Origin of the sequence: Marinobacter sp. SS8-8 (genome assembly GCF_030540945.1) — a bacterium.
Taxonomy (GTDB): domain Bacteria; phylum Pseudomonadota; class Gammaproteobacteria; order Pseudomonadales; family Oleiphilaceae; genus Marinobacter.
In genome coordinates this window covers 98622-115957 of record NZ_JASSVN010000010.1, presented here as the reverse complement: position 1 = coordinate 115957, position 17336 = coordinate 98622, and the positions used below count along the sequence as shown (strand labels likewise).

The following is a 17336-nucleotide window of genomic DNA, read 5'->3' as shown; positions in this document are numbered from 1 at the left end:
GGGGATCAAAACTTGTAGGACAGGCCTACCATGTAGACCAGGGGATCAATTTCCACATCCACGGTCTGGTTTACAGCTTCAATTTTTGCTTCGGTGTCGATGTCTATCCACCAGACCGCCGCGTTAACACCGATGTTTTCGGTGATCATGTAATCCAGGCCAACCTCAGCGGCCAGGCCAAAGCTGTCATCGAGCTTGATGTCGGTGCCTGCAAGGGCGCCGGCGGTTTGCTCATCAAAGAAGACGGTATAATTCACGCCCGCTCCAACATAGGGTTGCAGCTTGCTGCCGCTCGGCATCGGGAAATACTGAAGTGTGATGGTTGGTGGCAGTTGTTTTGTTTCGGCCAGCTTGCCAAGACCAGCCAGATCACCGTCACCTTTGATATCGTGGCTGAAGGGCGTTGCTGCGAGCACGCCCAAAGCCAACTGATCTGTAAGCATATAGCTCAAGGTCAGACCCAGTTGGGTGTTGTTGTCTACGTCAACTCTCGCATCGGGGCCGAGGTTGGTAATGGGGTCACTCGAAGCGTCTGGTGCAACAGTCACGGCGCCCACGCGGCCAATAAAATCGCCGGCTTCGTACGCCTGAACCGCTGGAGCAGAAGCCATAACCGCTGCAGCCAGAACACCAAGTTTGAATGTGCGGGACATATCCATCTCCTTAACCTGAATCGTTGATGGCTTCAGGTTAGTGGCAGCGGAGAAAGGAAACTTGACTTAGCGCAAGATTGGTCGGGTAGGGGGTCCGGTTTGATCGCCAGATTGACGTAGCTCAAGAAATCGGGCGGCGCTGCGCTGCGACTACTGCGGAGACTCAGGCGGAGTTCTTTTTGCCTTCGGGCAGACTCTCGTCCGGTACGAACACATCACGGATAGTCAGGGGATTGCCATCGGCACTCTGGACTTCAACCGGGTGAATCGGGCGGCCAGTGGCACGGTCGCGCAGGTCCAGGGGTGTCTGGTCCGGGGCGGGATTCCACTTGTCGCCCCACTGGCGCAGGGCAATTACCACCGGGAACAGGTCCCGGCCTTTTTCGGTCAGGCGGTATTCATAGCGGGAGCCGTGTTCGCCGACATCCACCTTGCGCAGTACCTGGTTGTCCACCAGCCGGGCCAGGCGATCACAGAGGATGTTCTTGGCAATGCCCAGTTCCTGCTGAAAGTCCACGAACCGGCGAGTGCCATACATGGCGTGCAGCACAATCAGCAGGGACCACCAGTCACCCACTTCATTGAGGGCACGGGCGACGGAGCAACTGGAGTCATCAAAACGTTTTCTGGCCATGGTGGGAGTGTACTGAATAGGGTTGCATTTTAAAACCAGATTTAATAGGGTTGCTTAACGAAACCAAACTAGTGAGGTTGCACATTACCATGAACATGAATCTTGGCCCGCTGTTCGAACCCTTTGAACTTCACAACCTCAAGCTGCGGAACCGGGTGGCGATGGCACCGATGACCCGCAACTTCTCGCCTGATGGTGTGCCGGGTGAGGATGTTGTGGCCTATTATCAGCGCCGCGCCGAAGCAGGCGTTGGTCTGATCATTACCGAAGGCACTACGGTAAATCACCCCGCCGCCAATGGTTATCCCAATGTGCCGGCATTTCATGGTTCCGATACCCTTCAAGGCTGGAAAAACGTTGTAGATGCCGTACACGAAGCTGGTGGAGCCATTTTCCCGCAACTTTGGCACGTTGGCGCCGTACGCAAGGAAGGCACACCTCCGGATCCTTCGGTGCCTGGCTACAGCCCGTCCGGTCTGTTCGCTCCGGGCAAGCCCAACGGGAAAGTCATGACCAGAGAGGACATTGATGATGTGATCACCGCCTTCGCCGATGCGGCTCAGGATGCGAAAGCCCTTGGTTTTGACGGCGTAGAGATCCACGGCGCCCATGGCTACCTGCTGGATCAGTTCCTCTGGGAAGGCACCAACCAGCGTGACGACGAATACGGCGGCAGCATGGAGAACCGCCTGCGTTTCGTGGTCGAGATTGTTGAGGCGGTTCGTCATCGGGTGGGCCCGGACTTCCCGATCATGCTACGTTTTTCCCAGTGGAAGCAGCAGGATTATGAGGCGAAACTGGTGAACAGCCCGGAGCAACTGGAGCAGTTCCTAAAGCCCCTGGTGGAAGCCGGTGTCGATATTTTCCACGCCTCCACGCGCCGGTTCTGGGAGCCTGAGTTTGAAGGTTCGAGCCTGAATCTCGCGGGCTGGACCCAGAAGCTGTCCGGCAAGCCGACCATGTCCGTGGGCAGCGTGGGGCTGACGGAAGACTTTATCAGCGGCACCTTTGCCAGCGAGCAGGAAGCCGTTGAGAAGGCCGGCATTGATGAGCTGGTGGAGCGTATGAACAACCGCGAGTTCGAGCTGATTGCCGTGGGCCGAGCCCTCCTGCAGGACCCGGAGTGGCTGATCAAAATGAAGGAGGGGCGCCTGAACGAGGTGGAATCCTTTGCCAGGAAGTCCCTCGCCAAGCTTTACTGATCGCCCCTTCGATCAGAACTTGCCGCAGCGCTTTCGGGCCTGCGGCTTTTTTGTGGTTCCCGGCGAACCTGTCGTCTTCGTAATCGCGTCTGGAGTGAGACAGGTTATGATTGATGAAATTAACCCGAAAGTGAGGAGTCCGTATGTCGATGATTGGTTCGGTTAAAACACTGCTTGTGGCATTGATACTGGCGGCGATGGTGGGCTGTGCCACTGTTGGCAAGGATTTCGCCGCCCATAATGTGGACCAGATACAGATTGGTGAAACCACGCGGGCAGACATTCAGGAGATGTTCGGCGAGCCCTGGCGCACCGGGATCGAGGACGGCAAACGTACCTGGACCTATGGCAAGTACAAGTGGTCGGCCTTCGGTGACGCTGAAACCACCGATCTTGTGGTGCGATTCAACCAGGACGGAACCGTGTCGTCCTACGTGTACAACACTACCGAATAAATCCCGGAGAATGCAGGTGCGGGGCTGGAGCCATCAGTCTTACAACAGCCTTCAGCCCCGCAACCCCCCTACAGCCTTCAGCCCCGCAACCCCCCTACCAGTTTATCGATGCTTTCCTTGGCGTCGCCGAACAGCATGCGGGTGTTGTCCCTGAAGAACAGCGGGTTCTCGACACCGGAATAACCAGTGGCCATGCCCCGCTTGAGAACAACCACCTGCCGGGCTTTCCACACTTCCAGCACCGGCATCCCGGCAATCGGGCTGCCCGGGTCTTCGGCGGCGGCCGGGTTCACCGTGTCGTTGGCGCCAATTACCAGCACCACATCGGTTTCCGGAAAATCGGCGTTGATCTCGTCCATTTCCAGCACGATGTCGTAGGGCACGTGGGCTTCAGCCAGCAGCACGTTCATGTGCCCGGGTAGCCGGCCGGCTACCGGGTGGATGCCGAAACGCACGTTCACGCCCCGCGCCCGCAGTATCTTCGTCACCTCGCTGACACCGTTCTGGGCCTGGGCCACCGCCATGCCATAACCGGGCACAATAATTACCGAATCGGCGTTGCGCAGTTCCTCGCAGACATCATCCACGCTGGATTCATGGACTGTCTGATCTGAATCCGCTGCCGCCGAGCTGCTGGTGGTCTGGCCGAAGCCGCCAAGGATTACGCTGATGAACGAGCGGTTCATGGCCTTGCACATGATGTAACTGAGGATGGCGCCGCTGCTGCCCACCAGTGCACCGGTCACGATCAGCAGATCATTGCCCAGCATGAAGCCGATGGACGCGGCTGCCCACCCGGAGTAGCTGTTGAGCATGGACACCACCACGGGCATGTCGGCACCGCCAATGGCCATGATCAGGTGAATACCGAGTACCGACGCAATGGCGGTCATCAGCACCAGGGCAACGATGCCCAGCGCCATGCTGTCGGTGCCCAGGAACCAGGCTCCCAGCAATACGCAGGCGATGATCGCCACCAGGTTCATCAGGTGCCGGCCGGGCAGGGTCAGGGCCTTGCTGTCGATGCGGCCATCGAGCTTGCCGCACGCCACCAGCGACCCGGTGAAGGTCACGGCACCGATAAAGATGCCCACAAACACTTCCACCAGTTTGATGGTGTGCTCGGCTCCGGATGTTGCGACCAGCGGTTCGATATAGCCGGAGAAGCCCACCAGCACCGCCGCCAGGCCCACAAAACTGTGCAGCAGGGCCACCAGCTGCGGCATCTGGGTCATTTCCACCTTGTTGGCGATAGGGATGCCGATGCCGGTGCCCAGCAGTACGGCAATCACAATGGCGATGATGCCGCCGTCACCCACGCTGGCGAGGGTAGCCCCCACCGCGATGATGATACCGGCGACGCCGTAGAGATTACCCCGCCGGGCCGATTCCTGGTGGCTGAGGCCGCCCAGGCTGAGGATAAAGCAGATACTTGCGACCACGTAGGCCACGCTCACCAGTCCTGTGCTCATATCGTGCGTCTCCTACCTGCGGAACATTTTGAGCATGCGATGGGTGACCCGGAAGCCGCCCCCCACGTTGATGCTGGCAATCAGCACCGCAAAAAAGGCCATGATGCCGACGGCAAGGTTCTCCGCCTGGGCCAGATGCAGAATGGCACCGATCACGATGATGCCGCTGATGGCGTTGGTCACGCTCATCAGGGGGGTGTGCAGGGAGGGTGTCACGTTCCAGATCACCTGCCAGCCGATAAAGCAGGCCAGCACAAACACGGTGAAGTGTTGCAGGAAGCTTTCCGGCGCGTAGGCGCCAACCCCATAGAGGGCCAGCACTGTTGCCACCAGGAGCGTGCTCTTGCCAATCAGGCTGCGACGGTCGGCGTCCTTCTTTGCCGCGGCTTTGTCGGCGGCCGACGGTTCCTCTGTTCCCGGCGGCGGTGCGGAGCTGACGGGCGCCTCCGGCTGGGGTGGCGGCCAGGTAATGTTGCCCTCCCGAACCACAGTCAGGCCCCGGATGACATCGTCTTCCATATTGACCGTGGGTTTGCCGTCTTTCTCCGGGGTCAGTTCGGTGAGCAGGTGCATCAGGTTGGTGGCGTAGAGATCGCTGGCCACCTTGGCCATGCGGCTGGGCAGGTCGGTATAGCCGATCAGCGTCACGCCATGATGATGGGCCACCTTGCCGGGTTCGGTGAGTTCGCAGTTGCCGCCGCGCTCGGATGCCAGGTCGACAATCACGGAGCCGGGTTTCATGGATCTGACCATGTCCGCGGTGATCAGTTTCGGTGCCGGCTTGCCGGGAATCAGCGCGGTGGTGATGATGATGTCCACCTCCTCGGCCTGCTCCGCAAACAACGCCATCTCCGCCTTGATGAATTCGTCGCTCATCTGCTTGGCGTAGCCGCCGGAACCGCTGCCGTCCTCATTGTCGAAATCCAGCATCAGGAACTCGGCACCCATGCTCTCGACCTGTTCCTTCACCTCCAGCCGGGTATCAAAGGCCCGCACGATGGCGCCCATGCTGTTGGCGGCACCAATGGCGGCAAGTCCCGCCACGCCGGCACCAATCACCATGACCTTCGCCGGCGGCACTTTGCCAGCCGCCGTCACCTGGCCGGTAAAAAACCGCCCGAAGTTGTTGGCCGCCTCGATCACCGCCCGATAGCCGGCAATGTTCGCCATGGCGCTGAGTGCGTCCATCTTCTGGGCCCGGCTGATGCGGGGCAGGCTGTCAATGGCAAACGCGGTGACCTGCCTGGCCGCCAGCTTCTCCAGCAGTTCCGGATTCTGCGCCGGCCAGATATAGCTGACCAGAAACGCCCCTTCCTTCATCAGGTCCACTTCGTGACTGCCCAGTACCGGGTTCGCCATTGGCGCCCGGACTTTCAGGATAAAATCCGCTTCCTGCCACAGCGACGCGGTATCAGCCGCTATGGCTGCGCCCACTTTCTCGTAGGCCTCATCGGAGTAGTTCGCGGCCTCGCCGGCACCGCCTTCAACGACCACCTCGTAGCCAAGCCCGATAAGTTTGTGAACGGAAGGTGGTGTGGCCGCCACCCGCCGCTCATCCCTGAAGATTTCCCTGGGGATACCGATTTTCATTGTTGGAATGTCCTCCGGATTGTCCGATGACCCAGTAGCCAGAATAGCTACATACTAGTGCAGGTTGCCAGATCTGCCCAAAACTGCCGGTTGATGAAGTGCCCAGCTTCCCGCTGGATGGTCTCGCGCTGTGCCGGTTCTTATCTTGGTTGTTCAGACGAACCGTGGGTTGCGCCATGGAACAGTATCACAAGCGCTTCATACGTTCACTTCCTTACGGCAGAAAACGTTGTCGCAAGCTATGCTTACCGGCTTTCTTTGAACCCTGGAATGCCCCGAATGCTTGAGACGTTTTTCTCCACCTTTATCAGCAGTACGGTTCGCTTTCTGTTCCTGCTGGCGCCCTTTTTTGTAGTGACCATGTTCCTGGCCCTGACCCGGGGATTGCCGGCACCCGGGAAGTCGTCGATCATCCGCCGCGCCTGTGTCTCGGCGTTTGTTCTGGGCGTGATTCTGTTCTTTGCCGGTCCGCTGCTGTTCAGCGCCATTGGCATCACCCTCAACTCCTTCCGGATCGGCGCAGGCAGTTTGCTGTTTCTGACCGCCATCAGTCTGGTCACCAGTGGTACCCGCAATCACGCCACCGGCTTGCCGGATGAAGACCGTGACGACATTGCCGTGGTGCCCCTGGCGATTCCGGTGATGATTGGCCCGGCGACCATTGGTGCGATCCTGGTGTACGGGGCGGAGCTGAAAACCGTCGCCGAAGTGTCCGGCGGACTTCTCGGGCTGGTGTCGGGGTTGCTGATCCTCGGGGTTCTTTTGCACCTTTCCGGCTATCTGGAAAAGGTTCTGGGCAAGACCGGCCTCAACATTCTCTCGAAAATCAGTGGCCTGATTCTCTCCGCCATGGCCGCTGAAATTGTGCTGACGGGCATTGCGGGGTTCATCGCCTCCACTTAGAGTATCGCGGGTTTGTTTTTTCGCTGCGCGGTACGCCAGGGGCGCGGATTGGCCGGATCATTCCCGACACTCACGGGCTGATTGAATCTTCCCGCCGGCTCCTTGCGGCGATGTTGAAGGCCGGTCAGCAGCAGCGGCACCACGATCAGCAGGCTGCCAGCCAGGAACCAGAGGTCCGGCACTTCTCCGAACCAGATCCAGCCAATGCCCACGGCCCAGATCAGCCCGGTGTATTCGGCGCTGGTGACCTGGTTGGCATCCACCTGGCGGTAGGCCAGCAGTACGGTGATGTTGTAGCCCAGGATGAACAGGGCAGACCCCATGGCGCTGATGAGCATGCCGGAATCCCATGGGGCGCCTTCCCACCAGGCCAGGGCACCGGCCGCTGGCAGAATCAGCAGGTAGTTCAGGAACAGTTTGTGGACGGTGCTCTGCTGTTTCGGCAGCTGGCGAACCAATACGGCGTTGATGGCCAGGGCAAAGGCGGCTGCCAGCGCTGCGACGGCGGCCCAGTTGAATTCCACCGGCCGGAGGATCAATACGATGCCGGCAAAACCGCTGAATACGGCGGTGACACTCAGAGGGGTCAGTTTCTCCCGGAACAGGAAAACGGAGAGCGCCATGACGAGTATGGGGGCGGCGTAGAAGACGGCGTTGGCGGTGGCCAGGGGCAGGTTGCCCAGGGCGATGACCATGCACAGGATGCCCGCCAGGTGGATGTGGGCCCGGAAAGCGTGGATTTGCAGGCCAGCGAAGAGATTCTTCCGGTCCAGCTGGCCTGCCAGGGGCAGCAGGAATGCCAGTGTGATCAGACTGCGCAGGAAGGCAAACTGGAACACCGGAGCACCGGGTTCGAGCAGTTTTATGAATACGTCAGAGATCAACGCCATGGCATTGCCGATGATCAGCAGCAAAATGGCACTGTTTACGGTTTTTCCTGACATATCCTTTCTCTTCGCTCTCAAACTCTGGGTGCGTGAGGCCAGGCAGGAAATGGCTTCCGAAAACCGCTGCAAGTACATCCCTGTACGCTTGCTTTCCGCCATCCATGGCTCCAAGCATTTCCGGAAGCCATTTCCTGCCTGGTCTCCCGTAACTCGCAGTGAGAGTCTATTTGGGTTTTAATATCCGATAAAATGATCTTTATTTAACCGGCATTAGAAAAACAGATAATGAAACTGCCACCCCTGAAAGCCCTGCCCGTATTCGAAGCCGTTGCCCGCCTCAACAGCTTTTCACTCGCTGCCGATGAGCTGGCGGTGAGCCAGAGTGCGGTCAGTCACCAGATCAAACAGCTGGAAACCTACCTCGGGGAACAGTTGTTCTGGCGCAGTGGGCGAACGCTTTCGCTGACAGACGAGGGCCGGCAGTATCTGGATGCGGTCAGTTCGGCGCTGTTGCAGATTGAACGGGCCAGTGAGCAGTTGCTGGGGCATGAGGAGTCGCGGTTGCGGTTGTCGGTGTTCAGTTCGTTTGCAGTGCGCTGGCTGGTACCAAGGTTGCCGGATTTGCAGCGGTTGCATCCGCAACTGGATCTGGCGCTGGAGATGAGCAGTGAGAATCCGGTGTTGTCGGACCGGGTGGCGGACTGCTTCATAACCATCCACAAGGACTCGCCGGCCTACAGCTATGAGTCACTTTACGTGGAGCGTCTGTTTCCGGTGTGCAGTCAGGATTACTGGCAGAAAATCCGCCGGGAGCTGGGCCTGGAAGGAGTCGGTGGTGATGATATCTTCCTGGCGCCGGTGGATATTTCCCGTTTCCCGCTGTTATCGACCCACAGCATTTTCGACCGTGCCGCCGGTGACTGGGAGGTCTGGCACAAGGCCGTCGAACAGCCAATTCCTGTGCACGCCCGGGTCCAGCATTTCAGCCACATGTTGCTGGCGCTGGAGGCGGCACGGTTCCATCAGGGTATCGCGCTCACCAACGACTACATGCTGAGCACGCGCAAGGATTCGGAGGATTTTGTCCGCTTGCCCTGCCATCCGGTGATGACTGGGGATCAGTTCTACTTTGCCTGGAAAACCAGCCGGCGCCAGGAGCGGGGTATTCAGTTGTTTCGACGCTGGCTGGTGAGTCAGGCCATCGAGGGTGGGCTTCGGGGTGAGGCGGACTAGCCGCGTTCCAGGGTTTCCCAGACTTCGATGGCGGCGGCCAGGTCTTCCAGCGAGGCGCCCACGGATTTGAACAGGGTGATGGCGTCATCACTCGCGCGCCCCGGTTTGTCGCCCCGCAGCAGTTCCGCCAGTTCGGCCCGCAGGTCGGTCTTGCGGAACGCGCCTTCGTCGATGGCCTGGAGAATGTCGCCGGCCTCGCCCAGGGCACCGGCGTAGGTGTCGACAAAGACCTGGCTGTGGGCCAGGCACTGACTGTCGGTTTCCCGCATGGTCGGCCGGAAGGCGCCCACCAGATCCAGATGGCTGCCGGGCTGCAGCCATTCACCCCGGATCAGCGCTTCGGTGGACAGGGTCGCGGAGCTGATGATGTCCGCCTCGGCGGTGGCGGCTTCCAGGTCCGTCACCGCCTCACAGTCAAACCGGTTGCGGAAATGCTCGGCCAGCGCCGCCGCCTTGTCCGGATTGCGTCCCCAGATCCGCACCTTACGGATAGGCCGTACCGCGGCATGGGCTTCAATCAGCATCGGCGCCAGCTTGCCGGTGCCCACCACCAACAGCGCTGTGGCATCCTCGCGGGCCAGCTCCCGCGCCGCCAGGGCCGAGGCGGCCGCCGTCCGCCGGCTGGTCAGGGCGCTGCCGTCAATACAGGCGAGCGGAGTGCCATGCTCGCCCTCGCACAGGATATACAGACCCGAGATGGCGGGCAGGCCGGCACTGGCGTTCTGGGGAAACACGTTGACCATCTTCATGCCGATATAACCCGCCGGTTCCCAGGCCGGCATCAGCAGCATGGTGGCCTCACCGTCCGGGCGGTGCATGGTGTGATGATGTCGTGGCGGCGCTTCCACGCCCTCGCGAAACGCGGTGGCAAGACGTTCGATCAGTGCCGGCCATGCCAGTGCGCCGGCCACCTCCTGTGCAGAAATAACTCGCATAGGCCTCAACCCTGTTTACGACTGGCCAGCCGCTGGATTTCACCGATGATGCCGCGGCGGAATACCATGACACAGACCACGAATATGGTACCGAGTATGACCTGTACCCAGGAGCCAAAGGCGGACAGCTCGTGGCTGAGGGCTCCCACGGTGATGGCACCAACCACCGGGCCGAAGACTGTGCCCAGCCCGCCGACCAGAGTCATCAGAATGACTTCGCCGGAGGTTTGCCAATGGGCGTTGGTGAGAGCGGCGAACTGGAAAATGATCGCCTTGGTGGCACCGGCCAGCCCGGCCAGGGTGGCGGATATCACGAAGGCCAGCAGTTTGAAGTGATCCACGTCGTAGCCCAGGGACAGGGCCCGGGATTCGTTTTCCCGGATTGCCTGCAGCACTTCGCCGAACGGCGAATGGATGGTGCGGTAGATGATGCCGAAGCCAACGAGGAAGATGGCGAACACGAAGTAATACATGGCGAGGGAGTTGTTCAGGTCAATCAGGCCGAACAGGTGCCCCCGGGGAATGCCCTGCAGACCGTTCTCGCCACCGGTGAAGGGCATCTGCAGGGCCAGGAAGTAAATGATCTGGGCCAGTGCCAGGGTCACCATGGCGAAGTAAATGCCCTGGCGGCGTATGGCCAGGAACCCGAAGGCCGCGCCGAGCACCATGGCAAACCCCGCGCCGGCGAGTATGCCAAGCAGCGGGGTAAAGCCCCATTCCTTGGTGACGTAGCCGGTAATGTAGGCGGCGCCGCCAAAGAACGCGGCGTGGCCGAACGAGAGCAGGCCGGCGTACCCCAGCAACAGGTTGAAGGCACTGGCGAACAGGGCAAAGCACAGCAGGTCCATGACGAACACCGGATAGGCGAACAGGGGCGCTGTCAGGCCGGCCACCAGCATGAGGATAAAGAGGATGCGATTGGTCATGGCGCTTACTTCTCCTTACCAAACAGGCCGGCGGGGCGGAACAGCAGCACCAGCACCATGAGGAAGAAAATCACGGTACTGGCGGCGGGCGGGTAAAACACCTTGGTCAGCCCTTCAATCAGGCCCAGGGCCAGGCCGGAGAGGATGGCGCCCATGATCGAGCCCATGCCGCCGATAACCACCACGGCAAACACCACGATGATCAGGTCGGCCCCCATCAGCGGGCTGACGGAGTAGATGGGCGCGGCCAGAACTCCGGCCAGGCCAGCCAGGCCGGCACCGAAGGCGAAGGTCAGGGTGACCATGAGGGGAACATTCAGGCCGAAGGCCTGGGTCAGGTCGGGGTTTTCCACGCCGGCCCTCAGGCGGGAGCCCAGTTTGGTGTGTTCGATGACCCACCAGGTGGCGAAACAGACCACCAGGGAAAACACGATGGCAAACAGGCGGTAGGTGGGGAAGTACATAAATCCGAGGTTTACCACACCGCTGAGTGCTTCCGGCTGGCCCGGGTAGGGCGTGCCGGAAACATTAAAATAGTTGGCGAACAGGCCCTGAAGGATGAGCGTGATGCCGAAGGTGAGCAGCAATCCGTAGATGTGATCAAGGTCGTACAGCCGTTTGAGCAGCAGGCGTTCAATCAGCACACCGAGAATGCCGACGATTACGGGCGCCACCAGCAGCGACGCCCAGAAACCGACCTGAAGGCTGATTCCGAACCATTGCTCCAGGAGAGAGTAGCCGATCAGGGCAATGAACGCCCCCAGCATGTACATGGCGCCATGGGCAAAGTTGATGATATTCAGCAAGCCGAATATCACCGCCAGCCCCAGGCTCAATATGGCGTAAAACACACCCACATTCAGCCCAAGCAGCGCCTGGGCCAGTATGACCTGCATCGACACCTTGGCTCTCTCCCCTTTAAGTGGTGGTCTAGTTAACCAGCGAACATTTGGTGTCTGCCATCGAGATGTAGGCCTGGTCCGCGGGAATCTTTGAGATCACGTTCAGCAGGTCCCACTCGCTTTTCGATTCCGAGGGCTTTTTCACTTCCACCAGGTACATGTCGTGCAGCATGGAGCCGTTGGGGGCAATTTTTCCACCCTTGACGAACATGTCGTTAAGGGTCATTTCTCCCAGCTTGGCGCGAACCGTATCGCTGTCGTCGGTACCGGTCTCCTCGACCGCTTTCAGGTAGTTGGTCACTGCCGAATAGACACCCGCCTGGACCATCGTTGGCATGGCACCATGGCGCTCATTGAACCGATTGGACCAGGCTTTGGTTTCTTCATTCTGGTTCCAGACAAAGGCGGTGGTAAATTGCAGGCCCTGGGCAATGTCCAGACCCATACTGTGCACATCCGTTAGAAACACCAGCATGCCCGCCAGTTTCTGACCACTCTGGACGATACGGAACTGATTAGCCTGCTTGATGGCATTGACCGTATCCTGGCCGGCATTGGCCAGCCCGATCACGTCTGCGCCGGAGGATTGGGCCTGCAGCAGATAGGATGAGAAGTCATTGGTGGAGAGCGGCGCGTTGACGTTGCCAACTACCTCGCCACCCAGGCTCTTCACCACCGCGCCGGTGTTGTCCCGCAGGGAGTGGCCAAAGGCATAATCGGCGGTGATAAAGAACCAGCTCTTGCCGCCATTCTTGACCATCGCGGTGGCCGTGCCCACGGGCAATGCGTGGGTGTCGTAGACGTAGTGAATGCCATAGGGCGTGCACTGTTCCTCGGTGAGGGCGGTGGTGCCGGCCCCGGTGTTCATGGTGATGATTTTCTTGTCCTTGGCGAGGCCCTGCACCGAGAGCGCGACCGAGGAGTTATCCAGGGCGGTGATCATGTCCACGTCTTTGGCATCGATCCACTCCCGGGCAGTACTGGCGCCAATATCCGGTTTGTTCTGGTGATCCGCAGAGATGATTTCAATGGGTTTGCCCATAACCGAGCCACCGAAGTCTTCGATGGCCATTTGGGCCGCGATAACGGCACCGGGGCCCTCCAGGGACTTGTAGACCCCGGACATGTCACTGAGTACACCGATTTTGATCTTGTCGTCAGACAAAGCTCCGGCAGCGGTTAGCGGCAAAGTAAGTGTCGCTGTAGCCACAGCGCCGACCAGTCCTTGTTTCCAGTTCGTGAACATAGTGGGTTTCCTTTTGTTATTAGGTTCCGGGCCGGACCGGCGAAGGCGGTCCAGGCCCACGGGCTCAGACACTCAGGTGTCTGTTCAACTGCTCCTTTTTGGCCTCGAGATCGGCCGCATCAATCTGCTCTACCACCTGGCCATGCTCGATCACATAGTGGCGATCCGCCAGGGGCGCGGCAAAGCGGAAATTCTGCTCCACCAAAATGATCGTGAAGCCCTTTTCCCTCAGTTTGCGGATCACCTGATCCAGGGATTTCAGGATTACCGGGGCCAGCCCTTCAGTGATTTCGTCCAGCAACAGCAGGTTGGCACCGGTGCGCAGAATGCGGGCAATGGCCAGCATCTGCTGTTCACCGCCGGAGAGTTTGGAACCCTGGCTTTTCCGCCGTTCCCTGAGGTTCGGGAACATGGTGTAAATTTCGTCTGCTGACAGACCACCCTCGGCGACCATCGGGGGCAGTTCCAAGTTTTCATCGACATTGAGGGAGGCAAAGATGCCACGTTCTTCCGGGCAATAGCCGAGCTTGCCGACATGGGCAATCCGGTGTGTGGGCATGTCGATGATTTCGGTGCCGTGGACCCTGATAGAACCGGTGCGCCGGCCCACCAGGCCCAGAATGGCCTTCAGGGTGGTGGTGCGCCCGGAGCCGTTACGGCCCAGCAGTGTAATCACCTCGCCTTCGTGCAGCGCCAGGTTCATGCCATGGAGAATGTGAGACTCGCCGTACCAGGCGTGCAGGTTCTCGATCCGGAGCAACTCCGGGCGTTGATCAGGCGGCATCGGTGGTTCCCATGTAGGCTTCCATCACGGCGGGATTGGTGGATACGGTGTCGTAATCGCCCTCCGCCAGTACCTCGCCCCGGTTGAGCACGGTGATGGTGTCGGCCAGGCTGGCGACCACATTCAGGTTGTGCTCCACCATCACAATGGTCCGGCCCTCAACCACTCGTCTGATCAGATCGGTGACTGTACCCACATCCTCGGAACTCATGCCCTGGGTGGGTTCGTCCAGCAGCATCAGCCGGGGCTTCAGGGCGATGGTGGTGGCGATTTCCAGGGCCCGCTTCTGGCCGTAAGGCAGCTCGACCGCCTTGGTGTCGGCAAAGGCACCAAGCTCCACCAGTTCCAGGGTTGCCTGGGCTTCCTCATTCAGCTGGTCCAGCACCCGCTTGGAGCGCCAGAACTGGTAGGACACCCCCAGTGTGCGCTGCAGGGCAATGCGCACATTTTCCCGGGCGGACAGGTGCGGAAACACCGCCGAGATCTGGAACGAGCGAATCATGCCTTGCTGGGCAATGCCGGCGGGCCGGGAGTGGGTGATGTCTTTACCGTCGTAGATGATCTGGCCGGCGCTGGGCTTGAGAAACTGGGTCAGCAGGTTGAAAAAAGTGGTTTTGCCGGCACCATTGGGGCCAATGAGGGCATGGATGCTCCCCGTCTCCACTTTCACGCTGACGTTGTTAATAGCGGTAAAGCCCTTGAAATCCTTTTGCAGATTCCGGGTTTCGAGGATGATCGGGGGAGGCGTTGTCTGTTCGCCCGCAGCTTGGTCGTTCACGGAAATACACCCCTTTCGGTTCAAGTCGGCGACGGCTGCGCCGCAGGTTCGTTATTATTTGTTATTCAAAATTTTTCTGAAAAGGTTGCAGATACTGCCAATTGAACTGACATTCAGTAATAGTCGGGGAGTGTGGAGTCTGTCAAGAAAAGAGGGGAGGCAGGATGCCTCCCGGAAAGCGGAAACCGGCTTTACAGATACTGGTAACGCAGCAGCCGGTGCTTGATGCGTTCAAGGACCACCTGGTCGATCACCGCAGCCAGCACCGCGATTACCAGAATATTGGTCATTACACCGGTCATGTCGGCGATTTCACCGGAGTAGGCCAGGGATTTGCCCAGACCGGCACTGAAACCTACGATCATTTCGGCGGAAATCAATGCCCGCCAGGCGTTGCCGAAGGCCAGTTGAGCGCCGGTGATCAGTTCCGGCGTCACTGCCGGGAAATAGACCCGCTTGAGCATCTGCAGCTTCGAAGCGCCCATCACCCGGGCGGCGGCGATATGCACTTTTTCCACGCTCTCGGTGGCGTTCATCACGCTCAGGGCGGTGGGGAAAAAGGCACCAATGGCTACCACCACGATGATCGGCAGGTTGCCGAAGCCCATCAGGATCAGGAACAGCGGCACCCAGGCAATGGAGGGAATTGACTGCAGAATGATGATGGCGGCTTTCAGAGGGCTGCGAACCGCGTTCAGGGTGCCGCCCACCAGTCCGATCAGGATGCCGAGCACGATTGCGGAGCCGTAACCGGCACCCAGGCGGGTCATGCTGTTGCCCAGCCCTTCCCAGAAGGTCGGGCTGTTGAACTCTTCCCACAGACGGACAAAGGCGGCGGGAACGTCCGGCATCAGGAAGTCCGGCAGGAACCAGGCCGCCACCTGCCAGAAGAACAGAATGAAGGCGATGGCGACCACATAGGCCCGTTTGCTGGCGACGCCGGCGGTTTGATTAGTACTCATGCCTAGAGCTCACGGGCCTTCTGCCAGGACAGATCGAGCAGTGCGTCCACGTCGAAATCGCTCTCTGCCGAGAGAATACCCTGGGTCTGCATGATGCCGGCCAGTTCCTTCATCCGGTTGATGTCATCGTCCGTCAGTTTCGCGCTGAAATCATTGGTCTGGATGGCCTGGGTAATGACGTCCACCGCGGGAACCCTGCCCTGGTTACGTGATTCGACGAACTCACCCTTGATGAAATACTCGGTGATCAGCGGGGCCGCCTTCGCAGGTTCGCTTTCAAGCATGTCGATGGCCTCACGCTGGGCGTCCAGTGCTGCCCAGAGAACGTCTTTCCGGTTCTTCAGGGTGTCCGCGGAGGTGATGACCACCATGCACGGAAACGGCCAGACTTCGCCGATTTCATAGATCTGTCTGACCGGCGCCACCAGCCGGGCGATACGGTCGTAGGGTTCGAACAGGAAGGCCGCATCCATCCGGCCGCCGACCAGGGACTGAACGGCGACAGCCGGTGCCATACCCATGATGTTCAGATCGCCGGGCTGAAGGCCGGCGTTGTCGAGCATCACGCCTTTGAGCACGATGTCGGCAGTGCTGCCCTGCTTCTGGGAAGCCAGGCTTTTGCCTTTCAGGTCCGCCACCGACTCGATGCCGGAATCGTCACGCACCAGCAGGGAGTGATAACCGCGCTGGGCGCCGCCGACAATTTTCAGGTCCGCCCCGCGGGAGGCCCAGGTAAAGGCGTTGGAGAAGCCAAGCACGCCGATATCGAGCTGGCCGCCCACGATGCCCTTGATCAGGTCGGTGCCGGAGCTGAATTCGATCAGCCTGGCGTCCAGGCCGTATTTTTCATACAGCCCCGCCTCGTAGGCCAGCATGGCCTGGGCGTCGTCCATGACCCGGACGTAACCCACCCGGAATTCTTCTGCCGCGGTCACAGGATTGGTGATCACCAGGGCGAGCACCGCCATCAATATTGAGCGAATCATATAGCTTCTCCTTTCTCAACGCCGGTTGAGAGCGTGTCGGTGTCGATACCGAGCAGGTTCAGAACGTTGCGACGGATGTCAGCGAACGCCGACAGGTCGTGGGTTTTTGGAATATGCTCAAGGGCGATTTCCTTGAGTACAACGGCCGGGCGGTTGCTGAACACCAGCACCCGGTCCGCCAGGTACAGGGCTTCGTCGACATCGTGGGTGACGAGAACCACCGTTGGCCGCTCCTCTTCGATGAGATCTTTCAGAACGCTTTGCAGGGTCATCCGAGTGAGCGCATCCAGGGCGCCAAACGGCTCATCCAGCAACAGCACCTGGGGCCGGGCGATAAAGGCCCGGGCCAGGGCACAACGCTGGCGCATGCCGCCGGACACCTGGTGCGGGTAATACGCCTCAAAACCCGTAAGCTTTACCCGGCCCAGCCATTTGTGGGCTTCCTTGCGGGCGGCCTGCTTTGGCTGGTTCTGGAATTCCAGGGCCAGGGCCACATTCTCGATCAGTGTCATCCAGGGGTAAAGCGCATGCTCCTGAAACACCAGGGTTCGCTTTGGTGAGGGATTCGAGACGCTTTTGCCATCGGCCGTCAGCGTGCCGGAAGAGGCACTCTGCAAGCCAGCGACCATATGCAGCACCGTGGACTTGCCACAGCCGGAGGGGCCGACGAGGGCAACGATTTCTCCGGTTTTAATGGTGGTGTCGAACCGCTTGATGACATCCAGATCACCAAAGCTTTTGGTCACCTGGTTGAATTGGAGTTCCATATAGCCTGCCTGAATATGCTT

18 protein-coding genes are annotated in these 17336 nt (G+C 59.7%); 4 read left to right on the top strand and 14 right to left on the bottom strand.

Translation table 11 applies throughout. The annotated features are described in order from the left end of the window. Window positions 1-5 precede the first annotated feature (5 nt). Window positions 6-653 carry an OmpW family protein gene (locus tag QPL96_RS11800; protein WP_303287566.1) on the bottom strand — a complete coding sequence of 216 codons (648 nt, stop codon included), beginning with the start codon at window positions 651-653 and terminating at the stop codon, window positions 6-8. A 163-nt stretch (window positions 654-816) separates the two neighbouring features. Next, complete coding sequence (locus QPL96_RS11795; RefSeq protein ID WP_303287565.1) at window positions 817-1287, bottom strand: helix-turn-helix domain-containing protein; 471 nt, start codon at window positions 1285-1287, stop codon at window positions 817-819. An 89-nt stretch (window positions 1288-1376) separates the two neighbouring features. Here QPL96_RS11795 and QPL96_RS11790 point away from each other — a divergent pair, with 89 nt between their 5' ends. Both QPL96_RS11790 and bamE read left to right on the top strand, forming a co-directional pair. Next, the gene (locus QPL96_RS11790; protein ID WP_303287564.1) at window positions 1377-2489 is read left to right on the top strand and encodes an NADH:flavin oxidoreductase; all 1113 of its coding nucleotides are present in this window, start codon (window positions 1377-1379) and stop codon (window positions 2487-2489) included. A gap of 149 nt (window positions 2490-2638) precedes the next feature. Continuing rightward, window positions 2639-2944, top strand: a complete 306-nt coding sequence (bamE, locus tag QPL96_RS11785; protein ID WP_303287604.1) for an outer membrane protein assembly factor BamE — start codon at window positions 2639-2641, stop codon at window positions 2942-2944. Between the two features lie 77 nt (window positions 2945-3021). Here bamE and pntB read toward each other — a convergent pair whose 3' ends face one another. Together pntB and QPL96_RS11775 are read right to left on the bottom strand one after the other, a co-directional pair. Further along, complete coding sequence (gene pntB, locus QPL96_RS11780) at window positions 3022-4416, bottom strand: Re/Si-specific NAD(P)(+) transhydrogenase subunit beta (RefSeq protein ID WP_303287563.1); 1395 nt, start codon at window positions 4414-4416, stop codon at window positions 3022-3024. Between the two features lie 12 nt (window positions 4417-4428). Beyond that, on the bottom strand, window positions 4429-6006 hold the full coding sequence (locus QPL96_RS11775; protein ID WP_303287562.1) for a Re/Si-specific NAD(P)(+) transhydrogenase subunit alpha: 1578 nt from the start codon (window positions 6004-6006) through the stop codon (window positions 4429-4431). Between the two features lie 279 nt (window positions 6007-6285). On the opposite strand from QPL96_RS11775, the gene QPL96_RS11770 reads away from it, so the two are divergent. Further along, a complete protein-coding gene (locus tag QPL96_RS11770; RefSeq protein WP_303287561.1) occupies window positions 6286-6909 on the top strand; it encodes a MarC family protein in 624 nt (207 codons plus the stop codon). Here QPL96_RS11770 and QPL96_RS11765 read toward each other — a convergent pair. Next, window positions 6906-7853 carry a DMT family transporter gene (locus QPL96_RS11765; protein ID WP_303287560.1) on the bottom strand — a complete coding sequence of 316 codons (948 nt, stop codon included), beginning with the start codon at window positions 7851-7853 and terminating at the stop codon, window positions 6906-6908. The two genes, QPL96_RS11770 and QPL96_RS11765, sit on opposite strands and share 4 nt — an antisense overlap. A 228-nt stretch (window positions 7854-8081) precedes the next feature. Between QPL96_RS11765 and QPL96_RS11760 the strand changes: the two genes are divergently transcribed. Then, window positions 8082-9029: a LysR family transcriptional regulator gene (locus QPL96_RS11760; RefSeq protein WP_303287559.1), complete on the top strand. Its 948-nt coding sequence runs from the start codon at window positions 8082-8084 to the stop codon at window positions 9027-9029. Here the strand turns inward: QPL96_RS11760 and QPL96_RS11755 are convergent. From QPL96_RS11755 to QPL96_RS11715, 9 genes are all read right to left on the bottom strand, one after another. Next, complete coding sequence (locus tag QPL96_RS11755) at window positions 9026-9964, bottom strand: ornithine cyclodeaminase family protein (protein WP_303287558.1); 939 nt, start codon at window positions 9962-9964, stop codon at window positions 9026-9028. The two genes, QPL96_RS11760 and QPL96_RS11755, sit on opposite strands and share 4 nt — an antisense overlap. Window positions 9965-9969: 5 nt before the next feature. Further along, window positions 9970-10890 (bottom strand): branched-chain amino acid ABC transporter permease, encoded by a 921-nt coding sequence (locus QPL96_RS11750; RefSeq protein WP_303287557.1) that lies wholly within the window; start codon window positions 10888-10890, stop codon window positions 9970-9972. Between the two features lie 5 nt (window positions 10891-10895). Beyond that, window positions 10896-11786: a branched-chain amino acid ABC transporter permease gene (locus QPL96_RS11745; protein WP_303287603.1), complete on the bottom strand. Its 891-nt coding sequence runs from the start codon at window positions 11784-11786 to the stop codon at window positions 10896-10898. Between the two features lie 34 nt (window positions 11787-11820). Then, window positions 11821-13038: an ABC transporter substrate-binding protein gene (locus QPL96_RS11740; RefSeq protein WP_303287556.1), complete on the bottom strand. Its 1218-nt coding sequence runs from the start codon at window positions 13036-13038 to the stop codon at window positions 11821-11823. 64 nt (window positions 13039-13102) lie between these two features. Continuing rightward, window positions 13103-13822 carry an ABC transporter ATP-binding protein gene (locus QPL96_RS11735; RefSeq protein ID WP_303287555.1) on the bottom strand — a complete coding sequence of 240 codons (720 nt, stop codon included), beginning with the start codon at window positions 13820-13822 and terminating at the stop codon, window positions 13103-13105. After that, entirely contained in the window at window positions 13812-14600 is a 789-nt protein-coding gene (locus QPL96_RS11730) for an ABC transporter ATP-binding protein (protein WP_303287554.1), read from the bottom strand. The genes QPL96_RS11735 and QPL96_RS11730 overlap by 11 nt, the downstream gene beginning before the upstream one ends. A gap of 191 nt (window positions 14601-14791) precedes the next feature. Continuing rightward, a complete protein-coding gene (locus QPL96_RS11725; protein ID WP_303287553.1) occupies window positions 14792-15562 on the bottom strand; it encodes an ABC transporter permease in 771 nt (256 codons plus the stop codon). 2 nt (window positions 15563-15564) lie between these two features. Next, window positions 15565-16548 (bottom strand): ABC transporter substrate-binding protein, encoded by a 984-nt coding sequence (locus QPL96_RS11720; RefSeq protein WP_303287552.1) that lies wholly within the window; start codon window positions 16546-16548, stop codon window positions 15565-15567. After that, entirely contained in the window at window positions 16545-17315 is a 771-nt protein-coding gene (locus QPL96_RS11715; protein WP_303287551.1) for an ABC transporter ATP-binding protein, read from the bottom strand. The genes QPL96_RS11720 and QPL96_RS11715 overlap by 4 nt, the downstream gene beginning before the upstream one ends. Between the last annotated feature and the right edge of the window lie 21 nt (window positions 17316-17336).